Origin of the sequence: Tardiphaga sp. (assembly GCF_025356345.1) — a bacterium.
GTDB lineage: Bacteria > Pseudomonadota > Alphaproteobacteria > Rhizobiales > Xanthobacteraceae > Tardiphaga.
In genome coordinates, this window is sequence record NZ_JANXTC010000051.1 from 1 (window position 1) to 14,587 (window position 14,587).

A 14,587-nucleotide genomic window follows, 5' to 3' on the forward strand; every position below is an offset into this window, starting at 1 on the left:
CTCGATCGAGCCGAAGCGTCGCGGGAAGTCAGGCCGGTATTTCAGGGCTTTGAACTGCGCCTCGGAGTACGGATTGTCATCCGAGACATGCGGGCCGCTGTGGGTCCTGGCGACATCGAGATCGATGAGCAGCGCGGCGACGGCCTTCGCCCGTATGTTGGTACCGCGATCGGCATGGAGCGTGAGCGTGCCGGGTGAGATGTTTTGTTTCGCCACGGTATCGGCGATCAGTTGCTCGGCGAGTTCGGCGGACTCCCGAGGAGCGATCAGCCAGCCGACAACATAGCGGCTATAGATGTCGATGATCACGTAGAGATGGAAGCAGGTCCATTTGGCCAGCCCCTTCAGTTTGGTGATATCCCAGGACCCCACCTCGTTGAGCCTGACCGCCAGCAGTTCGGGCTTGGTATAGGGCGGATGGACGCGCTGACGCCGTCGCTCACCGGCTTGGCCGCGGGCCGCCAGCAGCCGATACATGGTGCGGATCGAGCCATGATAGCAGCCCTTATCGAGCAGCGTGGTATAGACCCCGGCCGGCGCTATGTCGGCGAAGCGCTCGCTGTCGAGAACGGCCAGCAACAGATCCTGCTCCGCGGGCGAAAGTGCCAGCGGCGTTCGTGCCCGCGACGCGCGCCTTGTCGGGGCCACGGTGTGACGTTTGCGATCGCGGTACACGAAGCGGCGGTTCAGCGTGAAGGCCTGACACGCATTCTTCAAGCCGACAGCGCAGGCGAGTTCGGTGACGGCTTGCATCACGCGTCCCCACCGCGGTGGTCCGACGTCGGCAGATCCAATGCAACGCAAAGTTTTTTTGGGGCGTCGATGATCAGTTCAGCGCGCTCGAGCTTGTGGCGCGGGCGAGCATTGGCGCGCTGCAGCCCCTGAATCTGTCGGGCCGATCCATCCGGCTTTAGTCCACGCTTATTCGGCGTCAGCGCCGCCCGTTCGGCCGCACCAATCTTCTTGCGCCAATTCGAGATCATCGAGGAGTAGATGCCCTCGCGCCGCAGGAAGTCTCCCAGCGTACCGGCCTGCCTGCACCGCTCGGCCTCGGCGAGCAAGCGTCGGCTTCTCGCTCTCGGAGAACCCGCGCCGCTTGGGGATCGCCACGATCTCCGGGTCATGACGCGCCGGCTCCGGCGATGTGGTCATGTGTATGTCCTACCTGTACTCTAAATTACCCGAGACAGGTATTCCACTTCTCATTGGCAGGGGGCCACCCCGATCCTGCTAGGCGAAGTCGCTGCCACAATTCAGTTCAGGGAAAATCTGCTCGTCCAGCAGAATGACTTCAGCCGTGCGGCTATAGTGCGCGGCAAGCAGAGTCACCGCGGCCTCCACATCCTTGCTCAACACGGCTTCCATGATCGCCTGATGCTCGTCTGCCACGTGCCGCGATGGAAAGGCCTTGCGGATCGACAGCCGCCGATAGCGGTAGAGCTGGTCGGCGAGCTGACCGCAAAACGCGATCAGGGACTGTGATCCGCAATTGCCGATCAGTGTTCTGTGGTAGGCGCGATGCAGACGTTCCCACTCCGGATTGTCTTCGAAGTGCTCGGCATTCAGTGACCGGGGTGAGCGGCTGAGGCGATGCTGCGCCAGCAGCAATTGCTCTTCCCATTGCGGCGACGCTGCCGCCATCGATTCCCGCAACGCCAGACCCTCGACCCAGCACCGCGTCTTGGTCAGCTCGGCCAGCTCGCCGCGGCTGATGGCCGCGACATAAAAACCGCGTTGCTCGCGACCTTCCACCAGACCGTCCGCCGTCAGCCGATTCAACGCCTCGCGCAGCGGGGTCTGGCCGGTCTGGTACAGATCGGTAAGAAAACGCATCTGCAGCTTCCGGCCCGGCTCAAGCCGCCCGGACAGCAGGTCGTCACGCAAACGGTCATACACCGTGCTTGCCTGGGTCGACGGCGCCGGTGACGCCAAGCGCGGCATCGATACCTTATCCACGCCCATTATCCTTAAATCGTCAGGCGAAGCCCATTCCAGCCATTCTTTTATACACGGCTTATAAAAATGGAATAATTTATAAATTTTTATTGCATGCGCTTAATTCTATAGGTTATTTACTGCCTAACGATCGAATGAACGACTGATGGGATGAAAATGCCGGGCGATTTGGCTCAACCACGCAGGATCACGGCCCTGTTGCGCGCGGGCGCCGGCGAGCGTCGGCAACGATGACCCGCATCTCCACCTGTGGATGTGGGATCGACGTCCACGCCCATGTCGTGCCTGCCTCGTTTCCGAACTACATGGGCGCCGCCGTGCCCGCTGACTGGCCGTCGATGGCCGATGCGAAACCCTGCCACAAGCATGTGATGATGTCCGGACGGATTTACCGCACGGTATCCGACCGCTGCTGGGACGTCGGCAAGCGCGTCGCCGACATGGTCGAGATGGGGCTCGACCTGCAGGCGATTTCACCGATGCCGGAATTGCTGTCCTATTGGATGGAAGCCAGCCCGGCCGATGATCTGCTGCGCTACATCAACGACCAGATGGCGGAGATGGTGGCGCATTCCGGCGGCCGACTGGTTGCCCTCGGCGCGCTGCCGCTGCAGGACATCGACCGCGCCATGGTCGAACTGCACCGGCTGAAGCACGAGCTCGGTTTTGCGGGCATCGAGATCGGTAGCAACGTCAACGGCAGACCGATCGGGTCTCCGGACTTCGACGGCTTCTTCGCCGAAGTCGAGAAGCTCGACATGGCGGTGTTCGTCCATGCGCTGCGGCCCGCCGGCATGGACCGGCTGGTCGGGCCGGCGCAGCTGCAGCAGGTGCTGGCCTATCCGACCGACATCGGCCTCGCCGCCGCCTCGGTGATCACCTCGAACTTGCTGCTGCGGCGGCCGGGCCTGCGCATCGCGTTCAGCCATGGCGGCGGCACGTTGGCCTCGCTGCTGCCGCGGCTGCAGGAGGGCTACCAGGCATTTCCCGTGCTGCGGGAAAGCATCCGGGAAGCCCCGGTCGCGCAGGCGCGCCGGCTGTATTACGACGCGCTGGTCTATGACGACGCCACGCTGCGGCACCTGATCGCCAAATTCGGCGAAACGCAGATCATGCTCGGCACCGACTATCCCTTCGCGTTTCATGACCGCACCCCGGTGGCGCGAGCCACGTCGGCGATCCCGGACGAAGCCACCCGCAAGCTGGTCGTTCGCGATAACGCGCGACGTTTTCTCGGAATCGGGGAGTCGGTTACGTCATGACGCATTTTCCCGTCACCGCCCTGCGCAGCGTCGATCTCGACACGCCGGATCTCGCGCGATCGGAAGCCTTCTACACCTCCGTCTGGGGCCTCGACCTGGTGACGCGCCACGACGGCGTCAGCTATCTGCGCGCTGGCGGTAGCGACCATCATGTAATGGCTCTGCGCCAGGGCGACGCCCCTGCCCTGCGGGCCATCACATTCCGGCTGGACGACGATGCGGAGTTCGAACGCATCGCGGTGGCGTGCCGGCGGCAGGGCGCGACATTGCTGTCGGGGCCGCTGCCAAATCCGGGCCCCGATGGCGGCACGGTGATGACCGTCCGCGCACCCGGCGGCGGCGTGCTGCGCTTCATTCACGGCGATATGCAGCTCGCGCCACTGCCCCCCGCCCGTCGACCGGTTCGGCTCGCCCATGTCAACATCAACAGCACCGATGTCGACGGCCTGGCCGCCTTCTACGAGCGCGCGCTCGGGTTTCGCCTCACCGACCGTTCCAAGGCGATGGCCTTTGTCCGCTGCAATGCCGACCACCATGCCATCGTCATCGCCGATGCCGCCGTCAACGGGCTCAATCACGTCGCCTTCCTGATGCCGGATCTGGAAGCGGTGATGCGCGGCTCCGGTCTCATGATTGACGCCGGATTTCCGATTGCCTGGGGCGTCGGACGCCATGGCCCGGGCGACAACGTGTTCGCCTATTTCATCGATCCGCTCGGCTTCGTCATCGAATACACCGCCGAAGTCCTGCAGGTCGACGACGACTATGTGGTGCGCGGGCCATCGCAATGGAGCTGGCCGCCGGGCCGCACCGACCACTGGGGCATCGCCCCGCCCAAGGCGGATCACGTCAAGGCGGCGCAGCTCGCCGTACCCCACGCCGATGCTTGACCGAACGATCCACCGCGCCGTCGAATGTAGCTGGAGTCCCGAGTGACGCTTTCATCGCAACCGCCCAACGATTTCCAGGTCGTCGTCGTCGGCCATGGCCCGTCCGGCGCGATCGCCGCCAGCCTGCTCGGCGACAGGGGCATCCGCACGCTGGCGATCGATCGCCAGCGCGAGGTCTATGACAAGCCGCGGGCCATTGCGATCGATCATGAGATCCTGCGTGTGCTTGACAATCTCGGCGCCGCCGCGGCTGTGCTGCCGTTCATTGCACCGTTTCCAGCCTCACAGCATTTTGGCGCGAGAGGGCAACTGATCCGCCGCATCGACATGGTCGCCGAGCCCTATCCGCTGGGCTACACCCCGAGCATGGTGTTCACGCAGCCTCCCGTCGAGGCCGTGCTGCGCGAGCACGCGGCCGCCTATGACAGCGTTACGGTCGAACTGGGCACGGAACTGGTCGGCTTCGACCAAGCGCCGGACCAGGTCACGCTGCATCTGCGCAACGAGAGCGGCGCGACGCGTTCGGTCACCGCGGACTATGTGATCGCCTGCGACGGCGCGTCGAGCCCGATGCGTCAGCAGCTCGGCATCGCTTTCGAGGACCTGGTATTCGACGAACCCTGGCTGGTCGTCGATCTGCAACTCAATGACGGTGCCATCGGCAAGCTGCCGGCGACCGCCGCCCAGTTCTGCGAGCCGTCGCGGCCGACCTCATTCATTGTCGGCCCCGGAAATCATCGCCGCTTCGAGATCATGCTGCTGCCTGGCGAAGACCCGAAGGAAATGGAAACCGCGGCGCAGGTCTGGCAGCTGCTGGCGCGCTGGATCACGCCGGCCGATGCCACCTTGTGGCGCTCCGCCAGCTACCGGTTTCATGCGCTGCTCGCCGAGCAATGGCGACAGGGACGCGTCTTCCTTGCCGGCGACGCGGCGCACCAGCAGCCGCCCTTCATCGGTCAGGGCATGTGTCAGGGCATTCGAGATGTTGCCAATCTGGTGTGGAAGCTCGATCGGGTATTAAAGGGCCTATCGGGCAGCGCGCTGCTCGACTCTTATGGCGTGGAACGCAGCGACCACGTCCGCCAGTTGACCTCGCGGATCAAGGCGATCGGTCATGTTATCTGCGAACGCGACCCGGTCGCGGCCGAGGCGCGCGACCTGCGCATCCTCGCCGAGGGCGGCGGTCAGCCACGCACCGTCACCCGCCAGGAGATCGTACCGCCGCTGCGGACCGGCCTGCTGGCGCTGCCGCTGCGGCCGGCGCACGGCGTGCTGTTTCCACAGCCCTGGATCGATACGTCGACGGGACGACAATTGCTCGACGCAGCCGCTGGCACCGGCTGGCGACTGGTGCTGGACGCGCGCCGCGCGGCGGATCTGTCGCCCGATGTGCAGGCTAAGCTGAACCGGTTAGGTGTGACGCCGATCCGTATCGGTTCGGCGTCCGATCATGACGCCCTCGTTGAACGGGATGGTGTCGTTGCGGGCTGGTTCGACCGCCATGGTTGCATGGCCGCGCTGGTTCGGCCGGATCATTACGTGTTCGGCGTCGCCAATGACGACGACGCGCTGGGCGACCTGCTCGACCAGCTGGCGAAAGGTCTGCAATGACTGACCTACTGAAGTCTGATTATTTACACAGCGATCACCGCGTCGCGGTTTCGCAAGCGAGGACGTTACGATGAAGTTGGCAAGTTTCAAGATCGGCAACAGCAGCAGCTGGGGTATCATCGAAGGCGACGAAGCGCTCGACGTCGGCGCGGTCCTGAAAGATCGCTATCCCGATCTCAAATCCGTCATCGCCGCCGATGCGCTCGCCGCCGTGCAGGACGCCGCCCGCGACGCCCGACATCATTCGATCACCAACATCACCTGGCTGCCGGTGATCCCCAACCCCGACAAGATTCTCTGCATCGGGCTGAACTACGAAACACATCGCAAGGAAACCGGCCGCTCCGAAGTCGAGAATCCCACGGTATTTTCCCGGTTCGCCAACAGCCAGACCGGGCATCTCGCCAACATCGTGCGGCCGAAGCTCTCGACCCATCTCGATTACGAAGGTGAGCTTGCCATCATCATCGGCAAACCCGGCCGACATATCACGCAGGCTGACGCGTGGATTCACATCGCTGGCTATGCCTGTTACAATGAAGGCAGCGTGCGCGATTTCCAGCGCCACACGCATCAATTTACACCGGGCAAGAATTTTCCGGAGACCGGCGCGTTTGGCCCCTGGATGATGACGCCGGATGAACTTGGCGACGTCGCCCCGCTGCGGTTGCAGACCCGGGTCAACGGCCAGGTGGTGCAGGACGCGACCATCGACCAGATGATCTTCGATATCCCGCGGCAGATCGAATATTGCTCGTCATTCACCCGGCTGGAGCCCGGCGACGTGATCGTCACCGGCACGCCGGGTGGCGTCGGCGCCAAGCGTACGCCACCGCTGTGGCTGAAGCCCGGCGATATTGTCGAAGTGGAGATCGACAAGCTCGGCGTGCTGCGCAACGGCGTCGCCGACGAGACCTGAAGCTACGCAGCGGCCCGCGCGTGGGCCGCTGCGACGCCACCAACTGTCCGATTGAATGCGCCTCAAGCGATATAAAATCGCAGGCAGCCACCTCCTGGAGGAATACGATGACGAGACGATCTTACCTCGCGCTGCTAACCAGTGCGGTACTTGGCTTGGCGACACCGTCGCACGCGGAATCCTGGCCCACCCGGCCGGTCACCGTTGTGGTGTCGCAGGCGGCCGGCAACAGCCCCGATGTGCTGTGCCGCATCATCGTCGACAAGCTTGGCAAGGCACTTGGTCAACAATTTGTAGTCGAGAACAAACCGGGCGCTGCGAACCTCGTCGGCACCCAGACCGTCGCGCGCGCGGCGCCCGATGGCTACACTTTCCTGTTCGCTACCTCGGCCGCGCTGGTCACCAATCCCTATACCTTCAAGAAGCTTCCCTATGACCCGATCAAGGATTTTGTCCCGGTCGCGATGGTGGCGCGCAGCAACCACGTGCTTCTCGTCAATCCGGAGGTCAAGGCTACGACGCTGCCGGAATTGATCGCCCTGGAGAAGCTGGCACCGGGCTCCCTGAGCTTGGCCGTCGACGGGCCACGCAACATTTCGGGCCTGATCGCGCAATCCATCAACAAGCAAGCCGGGACCAATTTCGTAATGGTGCCCTACAACACGACCACCAACGCGGTGCAGGACATCATCACCGGCCGCATCCAGGTGACGATCCAGTCCGCCTCCGTGGCCGAACCTTTCATCGCAGCCAATACGCTGCGTCCACTGGCCGTTGCCGGCAGCACGCGGGTCGCCTCGATGCCGGACGTCCCGGCGATCTCGGAAACGCTGAAAAGCGTCGACCTGCAAGGCTGGTTCATGTTGATGGCCCCGGTCGGCACGCCGCCGGAGATTGTTCAGAAACTCAGCGCCGAGGTTGCTCGTGCCATCAGTTCACCGGAGGTGCGGGAGCGCGCGCCGACCCTGGGCTTCGATGTCCGCATCGGCGATGCGGTCACGCCTGCCGGCGCCAAGCAGTTCCTGGACACCGAACTGGCCGCGACAGGCAAGGTCATTCAGGGGCTCGGAATCCAGCCAGAGTAAAAGGCCCACGCCAGTTCCGCGGCGATTGGTCGATCTATGCCAGCACCACGTCAAGCTCGAGACCCTACTCCGTAAAGCGGCTGAGCGCTCCGTCGAAGCAAGTTGGCGCCGCACAAATGCGCCAGCTATCTCAGAAACTCCGGATGCGCTTAGACCTGAATGGAACAGGCTTTAGCGCGGCGCGATGTCGCCCCGCGCCCAGCCGGCGCGGGTGCGCTCGCGGAATTGCTGGAAGGTGCCATCCGCGATCGCCGCCCGGATGCCCTGCATCAGGCTCTGATAATAGGCGATATTGATTTCCGACAGCAGCATGGCGCCGAGCGTTTCGCCCGACCGGACCAGATGATGGATATAGGCGCGGGAATAGTCCCGCGTCGCTGGCCACGCGCTTTCCTCGTCGAGCGGACGCGGATCGTCGATGTGCCGGGCATTGCGCATGTTGAGCTGACCGTGGCGGGTGAACGCCATGCCGTGGCGGCCGTTGCGGGTCGGCATCACGCAATCGAACATGTCGACGCCGCGCGCCACCGCCTCCAGCATGTCGTCCGGCGTGCCGACGCCCATCAGATAGCGCGGCCGGTCTCGCGGCAGGATCGGCACCACCTCCTCGATCATCGCCAGCATCACCGCCTGCGGCTCGCCAACCGCGAGGCCGCCGATCGCATAACCGTGGAAGCCGATGTCGACGAGGCCTTGAGCGCTGGCGCGGCGCAGTTCCGGCACATCACCGCCCTGGGCAATACCGAACAGCATGTAGCCGTCCGGCGCGCTCTCGAAAGCGCGCTTGCAGCGCTCGGCCCAGCGCAGCGACAGCAGCATGGCGCGGTCGATGTCGGCGCGTTCGGCCGGCAGCCGGACACATTCATCGAGCTGCATCGCAATGTCGGAATTCAGCAACCGCTGGATCTCGATGGCGCGCTCCGGTGTCAGTTCAAACTTGGCGCCGTCGATATGAGAGCGAAACGTCACGCCCTGCTCCGTCACTTTTCGCAACTGCGCCAGCGACATCACCTGGAAGCCGCCGGAATCCGTCAGCATCGGCCCGTTCCAGGTGGTGAACTTCTGTAGTCCCCCGAGCGCAGCGATCCGCTCGGCGCCCGGCCGCAGCATCAGATGATAGGTGTTGCCGAGCACGATGTCGGCGCCGGCGTCACGCACCTCGCGCCAGTGCAGGCCCTTCATGGCGCCGAGCGTGCCGACCGGCATGAAGGCTGGCGTGCGGACCTCGCCATGTGGCGTGGTCAGCTTACCGAGGCGGGCGACGCCGTCGGTGCCGAGCAGTTCGAAATGATTGGCGACGGTCATGAGGTGGATTTGTCCGGAAAGAGCAGGCTGGCGTCGCCATAGGAATAGAAGCGATAGCCGGTGGCGATCGCATGCGCATAGGCCTTGGTCATGGTGTCATGGCCGCTGAAGGCCGAGACCAGCATGAACAGCGTCGAGCGCGGCAGATGGAAATTGGTCATCAGCAGGTCGACAGCGCGGAAGCGGTAGCCCGGCGTGATGAAGATCGCGGTATCATCGGCGAAGGGGTGGATGATGTTGTCCTCGGTCGCGGCACTTTCCAGCAGCCGCAACGAGGTGGTGCCGACCGCGACGACCCGGCCGCCTTTGGCGCGCGCGGCATTCAGCGCATCGGCGGTTTCGCGCGAGATCGTGCCCCACTCGGAATGCATCTTGTGCTCGGCGGTATCGTCGACCTTGACCGGCAGGAACGTCCCTGCCCCGACATGCAGCGTGACCCGATGCAGGCCGACGCCGCGTTCGCGCAAGTTGGCTTCCAGCGCCGGCGTGAAATGCAGCCCGGCGGTGGGAGCCGCCACGGCGCCGTCCTTGTCGGCAAACATGGTCTGGTAGTCCGCGAGGTCACGCTCGTCCGGCGTCCGCCGCGCCGCGATATAGGGCGGTAGCGGCGGCGCGCCGAGTTCGGCGATGGCCTGGTCCAGCGCCGGGCCATGAAAGGTGAAGGCAAAAGTGACTTCGCCGGCGTCGCCCTTGCTCTCGACCTGGGCATCGAGATGACCAAGCAGGCAGACGCGGCCCTCGCCGCCGAAGCGGACGGTATCGCCGGGCACGAGCCGTTTCGCCGGCTTGACCAGCGCCTGCCAGCGCGAACCATCGAGCCGCTTGATCAGCGTGGCGTCGATCCTGGTCTCCGGCTCACGGCCGATGCGGCGGCCTGCGAGCTGCGCCGAGATCACTTTGGTATCATTGACCACCAGCTGGTCGCCGGCCCGCAGCCAGTTCGGCAGATCGGAAACGATATTGTCATGCGGCACCGCGCCCGGCTGCACCACCAGCATCCGCGCGGAATCCCGCGGGCTGGCGGGACGCAGCGCGATGTTGTCGGCGGGCAGTTCGAAATCGAAAAGGTCGGTGCGCATGAATGGTCGTTCTATGGGTACGTCATGGCCGGGCCGTCCCGGCCATCCACGCGTCACTTGCGGTCACGTCCTAAAACGTGGATGCCCGGCACAAGGCCGGGCATGACGAACTTTGCTATTGGCGACGCTTGACTTACGCCGCGGCGTCGGCGGCCATGTGGGCCTTGATGATCTTGTCGGGGTCCTGCACCGGCTCGCCGCGCTTGATCTTGTCGACATTCTCCATGCCCTCGGTGACCTTGCCCCACACCGTGTACTGCTTGTTGAGGAACGAGGCATCGTCGAAGCAGATGAAGAACTGGCTGTCGCCGGAATCCGGGCTCGCCGCGCGGGCCATCGACAGCGTGCCGCGAACATGCGGCTCGGCGCTGAATTCAGCCTTCAGCTTCTGGCCGGAACCACCGGTGCCGGTACCCTGCGGGCAGCCGGTCTGCGCCATGAAGCCATCGAGAACGCGGTGGAACACGATACCGTCATAGAAGCCTTCGCGGACCAGTTCCTTGATGCGGGCGACGTGACCCGGCGCCAGATCGGGGCGCATCTCGATGGTGACGTTGCCCTGGGTGGTTTCGAGGATCAAAGTGTTGTCGTTATCAGCCATGCTCGTCTCTCTACTGGTTGGGGTTGGTTTCGGCGGTCATCAAACCGCACTCTGAAGGGGCGTCCGGCGACGGCGTCGCCTAGTCCCCCGGTAAATGGCATCGGCGTGCAATGTTGCAATGTCTCCATTACAGCCGTTCGATAGGCAATGCTGTCGGCCTCGGAAGCATCGGCGGTTTCAAAAGTGATGCGCGGCTTGCCGAAAATCTCTCCGTTGCGCTGCAGACTGAATAGTACCGTGATCTGCATTCCAGGATGGCCGCGCGGCAGCGCCGGCGGCTTCCAGCAGCTTTTAAGCCTCGCAAAAACTCCCGCCAGGGTACCAACACCCTCGGTTTCAGCGAAGGCCTGATCGACCCGGCCCATGCCGCAGAACAGCAGCAATGCCGCGACGCCCATGTAGACATGACGCCGCGGCATTGTCGTTACTTGACGTCGGACGCGACCTGGACCTTGACCATCTTGTCCGGATCGGTGACCGCGCCGCCGGCCGAACCGGGAGGCGCCTTCTTCAGTCTGTCGACCACGTCCATGCCGGACACGACGTCGCCGACGACGGTGTACTTATCATTGAGCGACGAGCCCTCCGCGAACATGATGAAGAATTGCGAGTTGGCCGAATTCGGATCACCGGCGCGCGCCATGCCGACGACGCCGCGCGTAAACGGCGCGCTGGAGAACTCCGCCGGCACGTTCGGATATTTCGAGCCGCCGGTGCCGTTGAAATTCTTGCCGTCGCCGGTCTGAGCCATGAAACCTTCCATCACGCGGTGAAACGGCACGTTGTTGTAGTAGCCTTCGCGCGCCAGCAACTTGATGCGCTCGGCATGCTGCGGCGCGATGTCCGGACGCAGTTTGATAACGATGCGACCCTTTGTGGTATCGATGACAATGGCGTTGGCCTTGTCGAGGCCGGCCGGCAGCGCCTGTGCCTGTGCCAAAGCGGGAGCCGCGATGAACAGCGCGGCGACGAGAGCGAATATGCGGATCATGAAAACTCCTGATCTGAGGAAGCCGGTCAGCCGGCGAATTTGGATTTCAGGCTCTTGGCGACCGCGGCCGGCACGAAGGCCGAGACATCGCCGCCCATCGCCGCGATTTGCCGCACCAGTGTGGCCGTGATCGGGCGAACGCCGACCGAGGCCGGCAGGAACACGGTTTGAACGCCCGGCGCCATGGTTTCGTTCATGCCGGCGATCTGCATTTCGTAATCCAGATCGGTACCATCGCGCAGCCCCCGAATCATGATGGTAGCACCGGCCTTCTGCGCCGCGGTGATGGTGAGATTGTCATAGGTGGTGCAGTCGAAGGCGCAGCCGCTGGCCGCTGCCAGCGGCGCGAACACCTTCTCGACCATCTCGAGGCGCTCCTCAGTGGAGAACAGCGGCTTCTTGCCGGGGTGCACGCCGATCGCGACAATCAGTTTGTCGCACAGCCCCACAGCGTGGCGGACCACGTCGAGGTGGCCGTTGGTCACGGGATCGAAGGAGCCAGGATAAAGCGCGATACGGGGCATGCCTCCGTCTACCCCGGCCCGCGCAGAGCCGCAAGCCAGCTTGGTTCCAGCCTCGCTGGCCGTCCGAACGATGTTTATTTTTAGGTATGAATCGAACCAGACCGGGGGGCTGCGCGTCTATTGTGGGAGCTGAAGACGACGCTGAAAACATTACACTTTCCGAGCCAGTGTTTCGTCGCTTGAAATGAATGAAACGAAAGCCGGGTGTCACGAAACCGGATTGTCGTGTGGTGACAACCTGCTGAAACCGCGGGCCGCTAATCAGGCGGGACAGGAAGCGACAAACACAAAGCCGGGCGAAACCGCCCAAACGACAGGGGACCGTCATGATCAAGGCAATTTCAGCCATCGCCGTCGCCGCGTTCATCGCCGCCGCTCTCACCGTTCTGCCAGGCTTTGCGCCTCAGGTCGAAGCGTCCGTACCGGTAGCCTTGGCCAAGGGCGACCGACTCGACATCAAGGCCGTCGGCCGCAACTGCTCGGAACAGGCCTGGCCAAATTTCGAGGCCTCCTGCCTGCGCAATGCCGCCGCCAAGACCGCAGTGATCCGCGAGGCTCGCCTGGTGACCGCCGTTCGCAAGTAAATTGCGCCAACCATCCGACGGAATCAAAAAAGCCCCCGGTTGTCCCGGGGGCTTTTTGATTCCTGCCTCAGTCCTGCTCAGGCTTCGGTCACCGGCACTTCGCTACCGGCATCGGGCTCTTCGCCCTCCCCGGTGTCGCCGATATGCTCGACCGAGACCACGTGCTCGTCATCGGCGGTATTGAACACCGTGACGCCCTGGGTGGAGCGGCCGACAATGCGGATGCCGCCGACCGGGCAGCGGATCAACTGCCCCTTGTCGGTGACCAGCATGATCTGGTCGTGATCCTCGACCGGGAACGAGGCCACCAGCTTGCCGTTGCGGCTGTTCACCGCCATGGCGACGATGCCCTTGCCGCCGCGGCCGGTGGTCCGGTACTCGAATGATGACGAGCGCTTGCCATAACCGTTCTCGGTGATGGTCAGCACGAACTGCTCGCTGGCCGACATCTCGACATAGCGCTGCTCGCCCAGTTCGATCGCGGCGGTCGCCTCGTCCGACTCCGCCGCCGTTGCCGCCGCTTCGTCCTCGACGATGCCGCGCTCCTCGGCACCGCCACGGCGCACCGCGTTGGCACGCCGCAGATAGGCGACGCGCTCTTCGGAATCGGCGGTGAGATGGCGCAGGATGGTGAGCGAGATCAGCGTGTCGTTGGCCGGAAGCGCGATGCCGCGCACGCCCATCGAGCTACGCCCCTGGAACACGCGCACATCGGACACCGGGAAGCGGATGCACTGGCCGCCGGCGGCAGTCAGGAGCACGTCGTCATGCTCGGTACAGATCTGCACGTCGACAATGTTCTCGCCCTCGTCGAGCTTCATCGCGATGATGCCGGAGCGGCGGACGTCGACAAAGTCCGACAGCTTGTTGCGACGGACATTGCCGCCGGTAGTGGCGAACATCACGTCGAGCGTTTCCCAGGTCGCCTCGTCCTCGGGCAGCGGCATGATCGTGGTTATGCGCTCGCCCTGCTCCAGCGGCAGGATGTTGATCAGCGCCTTGCCGCGGCCGTTCGGCGGCGCGATCGGCAGCCGCCAGACCTTTTCCTTGTAGACCTGGCCGCGCGACGTGAAGAACAGTACCGGCGTATGCGTCGAGGCCACGAACAAGCGGCTGACGAAATCCTCGTCGCGCGTCGCCATCCCGGACCTGCCCTTGCCGCCACGGCGCTGTGCGCGGTAGGTCGAGAGCGGCACGCGCTTGACGTAGCCATGGTGCGACACCGTCACCACCATGTCCTCGCGCTGGATCAGGTCCTCATCCTCGACTTCGCCTTCCTGCTCCATGATCACGGTCTTGCGCGGCGTGGCAAATTCCGATTTCACGGCGCCGAGTTCATCCTTGATGATAGTCTGGACGCGGGCGCGCGAGCGCAGGATGTCCAGATAGTCGGCGATCTCGACCGCGAGCTTGTCGAGTTCTTCGGAAATTTCCTCGCGACCGAGGGCCGTGAGGCGGGCCAGACGCAGGTCGAGGATGGCCTTGGCCTGTTCGAACGACAGCCGCGCCGTTCCGTCTTCTTCCAACCGGTGGCGCGGGTCGTCGATCAGCGTGATCATCGCCGCGACATCCATCGCCGGCCAGCTGCGCGCCATCAGGATATCGCGCGCCGTCGCCGGATCCGGCGAGGTACGGATCACCCGGATGATTTCGTCGATGTTGGCCACGGCGATCGCCAGGCCGACCAAAATATGGGCGCGGTCGCGCGCCTTGTTGAGCAGGAATTTGGTGCGCCGGGTGACGACGGTCTCGCGGAATGCGACAAAGATCGTCAGCAGGT

The 14,587-nt window shown here is 64.0% G+C and carries 16 protein-coding genes; 6 read left to right on the plus strand and 10 right to left on the minus strand.

The genetic code is table 11. The features are described from left to right. The 3 genes from Q0S16_RS02640 to Q0S16_RS02650 all read right to left on the minus strand — a co-directional run. Positions 1-753 (minus strand): DDE-type integrase/transposase/recombinase (locus Q0S16_RS02640; RefSeq protein ID WP_295844719.1); only part of this gene is annotated, 753 nt, incomplete at its 3' end. Beyond that, positions 753-1,061, minus strand: a complete 309-nt coding sequence (locus tag Q0S16_RS02645; RefSeq protein ID WP_295844721.1) for a hypothetical protein — start codon at positions 1,059-1,061, stop codon at positions 753-755. The genes Q0S16_RS02640 and Q0S16_RS02645, both read right to left, overlap by 1 nt. 169 nt (positions 1,062-1,230) lie before the next feature. Beyond that, on the minus strand, positions 1,231-1,941 hold the full coding sequence (locus Q0S16_RS02650; protein ID WP_295844750.1) for a GntR family transcriptional regulator: 711 nt from the start codon (positions 1,939-1,941) through the stop codon (positions 1,231-1,233). Positions 1,942-2,186: 245 nt separating this feature from the next. Between Q0S16_RS02650 and Q0S16_RS02655 the strand changes: the two genes are divergently transcribed. The 5 genes from Q0S16_RS02655 to Q0S16_RS02675 all read left to right on the plus strand — a co-directional run bounded on the left by Q0S16_RS02655 (position 2,187) and on the right by Q0S16_RS02675 (position 7,723). Beyond that, positions 2,187-3,218: an amidohydrolase family protein gene (locus Q0S16_RS02655; RefSeq protein ID WP_295844723.1), complete on the plus strand. Its 1,032-nt coding sequence runs from the start codon at positions 2,187-2,189 to the stop codon at positions 3,216-3,218. Further along, entirely contained in the window at positions 3,215-4,108 is an 894-nt protein-coding gene (locus Q0S16_RS02660; protein ID WP_295844726.1) for a VOC family protein, read from the plus strand. The genes Q0S16_RS02655 and Q0S16_RS02660 overlap by 4 nt, the downstream gene beginning before the upstream one ends. Positions 4,109-4,150: 42 nt before the next feature. Next, positions 4,151-5,719, plus strand: a complete 1,569-nt coding sequence (locus tag Q0S16_RS02665; RefSeq protein WP_295844727.1) for a bifunctional 3-(3-hydroxy-phenyl)propionate/3-hydroxycinnamic acid hydroxylase — start codon at positions 4,151-4,153, stop codon at positions 5,717-5,719. A gap of 70 nt (positions 5,720-5,789) precedes the next feature. Then, a complete protein-coding gene (locus Q0S16_RS02670) occupies positions 5,790-6,638 on the plus strand; it encodes a fumarylacetoacetate hydrolase family protein (protein ID WP_295844729.1) in 849 nt (282 codons plus the stop codon). Between the two features lie 107 nt (positions 6,639-6,745). Next, complete coding sequence (locus Q0S16_RS02675) at positions 6,746-7,723, plus strand: tripartite tricarboxylate transporter substrate binding protein (protein WP_295844731.1); 978 nt, start codon at positions 6,746-6,748, stop codon at positions 7,721-7,723. A 171-nt stretch (positions 7,724-7,894) separates the two neighbouring features. On the opposite strand, the gene tgt is transcribed toward Q0S16_RS02675, so the two are convergent. From tgt to coaD, 6 genes are all read right to left on the minus strand, one after another. Further along, positions 7,895-9,028, minus strand: a complete 1,134-nt coding sequence (tgt, locus tag Q0S16_RS02680; RefSeq protein WP_295844732.1) for a tRNA guanosine(34) transglycosylase Tgt — start codon at positions 9,026-9,028, stop codon at positions 7,895-7,897. Continuing rightward, positions 9,025-10,107 (minus strand): tRNA preQ1(34) S-adenosylmethionine ribosyltransferase-isomerase QueA, encoded by a 1,083-nt coding sequence (queA, locus tag Q0S16_RS02685; protein ID WP_295844733.1) that lies wholly within the window; start codon positions 10,105-10,107, stop codon positions 9,025-9,027. The genes tgt and queA overlap by 4 nt, the downstream gene beginning before the upstream one ends. Before the next feature lie 133 nt (positions 10,108-10,240). Then, the gene (locus tag Q0S16_RS02690) at positions 10,241-10,708 is read right to left on the minus strand and encodes a peptidylprolyl isomerase (protein ID WP_295844736.1); all 468 of its coding nucleotides are present in this window, start codon (positions 10,706-10,708) and stop codon (positions 10,241-10,243) included. Then, on the minus strand, positions 10,684-11,106 hold the full coding sequence (locus Q0S16_RS02695) for a hypothetical protein (protein ID WP_295844739.1): 423 nt from the start codon (positions 11,104-11,106) through the stop codon (positions 10,684-10,686). Before Q0S16_RS02695 ends, Q0S16_RS02690 begins: the two co-directional genes overlap by 25 nt. A 26-nt stretch (positions 11,107-11,132) precedes the next feature. Continuing rightward, on the minus strand, positions 11,133-11,699 hold the full coding sequence (locus tag Q0S16_RS02700; protein WP_295844741.1) for a peptidylprolyl isomerase: 567 nt from the start codon (positions 11,697-11,699) through the stop codon (positions 11,133-11,135). A 26-nt stretch (positions 11,700-11,725) separates the two neighbouring features. Next, positions 11,726-12,223 carry a pantetheine-phosphate adenylyltransferase gene (coaD, locus tag Q0S16_RS02705; protein ID WP_295844743.1) on the minus strand — a complete coding sequence of 166 codons (498 nt, stop codon included), beginning with the start codon at positions 12,221-12,223 and terminating at the stop codon, positions 11,726-11,728. Positions 12,224-12,549: 326 nt separating this feature from the next. Between coaD and Q0S16_RS02710 the strand changes: the two genes are divergently transcribed. After that, positions 12,550-12,807 carry a hypothetical protein gene (locus Q0S16_RS02710; RefSeq protein ID WP_295844745.1) on the plus strand — a complete coding sequence of 86 codons (258 nt, stop codon included), beginning with the start codon at positions 12,550-12,552 and terminating at the stop codon, positions 12,805-12,807. Between the two features lie 77 nt (positions 12,808-12,884). Here the strand turns inward: Q0S16_RS02710 and Q0S16_RS02715 are convergent. Next, positions 12,885-14,587: DNA gyrase C-terminal beta-propeller domain-containing protein (locus Q0S16_RS02715; RefSeq protein ID WP_295844747.1), on the minus strand; the 1,703-nt coding region annotated here is incomplete at its 5' end.

Bases quoted from the DNA above. Each gene is read 5' to 3' on its own strand.
- Q0S16_RS02695 (WP_295844739.1), bottom strand. From the start codon at position 11,106: ATGGGCGTCGCGGCATTGCTGCTGTTCTGCGGCATGGGCCGGGTCGAT.
- Q0S16_RS02655 (WP_295844723.1), top strand. From the start codon at position 2,187: ATGACCCGCATCTCCACCTGTGGATGTGGGATCGACGTCCACGCCCAT.
- Q0S16_RS02690 (WP_295844736.1), bottom strand. From the start codon at position 10,708: ATGGCTGATAACGACAACACTTTGATCCTCGAAACCACCCAGGGCAAC.
- tgt (WP_295844732.1), bottom strand. From the start codon at position 9,028: ATGACCGTCGCCAATCATTTCGAACTGCTCGGCACCGACGGCGTCGCC.
- Q0S16_RS02670 (WP_295844729.1), top strand. From the start codon at position 5,790: ATGAAGTTGGCAAGTTTCAAGATCGGCAACAGCAGCAGCTGGGGTATC.
- Q0S16_RS02650 (WP_295844750.1), bottom strand. From the start codon at position 1,941: ATGCCGCGCTTGGCGTCACCGGCGCCGTCGACCCAGGCAAGCACGGTG.
- Q0S16_RS02660 (WP_295844726.1), top strand. From the start codon at position 3,215: ATGACGCATTTTCCCGTCACCGCCCTGCGCAGCGTCGATCTCGACACG.
- queA (WP_295844733.1), bottom strand. From the start codon at position 10,107: ATGCGCACCGACCTTTTCGATTTCGAACTGCCCGCCGACAACATCGCG.
- coaD (WP_295844743.1), bottom strand. From the start codon at position 12,223: ATGCCCCGTATCGCGCTTTATCCTGGCTCCTTCGATCCCGTGACCAAC.
- Q0S16_RS02675 (WP_295844731.1), top strand. From the start codon at position 6,746: ATGACGAGACGATCTTACCTCGCGCTGCTAACCAGTGCGGTACTTGGC.
- Q0S16_RS02700 (WP_295844741.1), bottom strand. From the start codon at position 11,699: ATGATCCGCATATTCGCTCTCGTCGCCGCGCTGTTCATCGCGGCTCCC.
- Q0S16_RS02710 (WP_295844745.1), top strand. From the start codon at position 12,550: ATGATCAAGGCAATTTCAGCCATCGCCGTCGCCGCGTTCATCGCCGCC.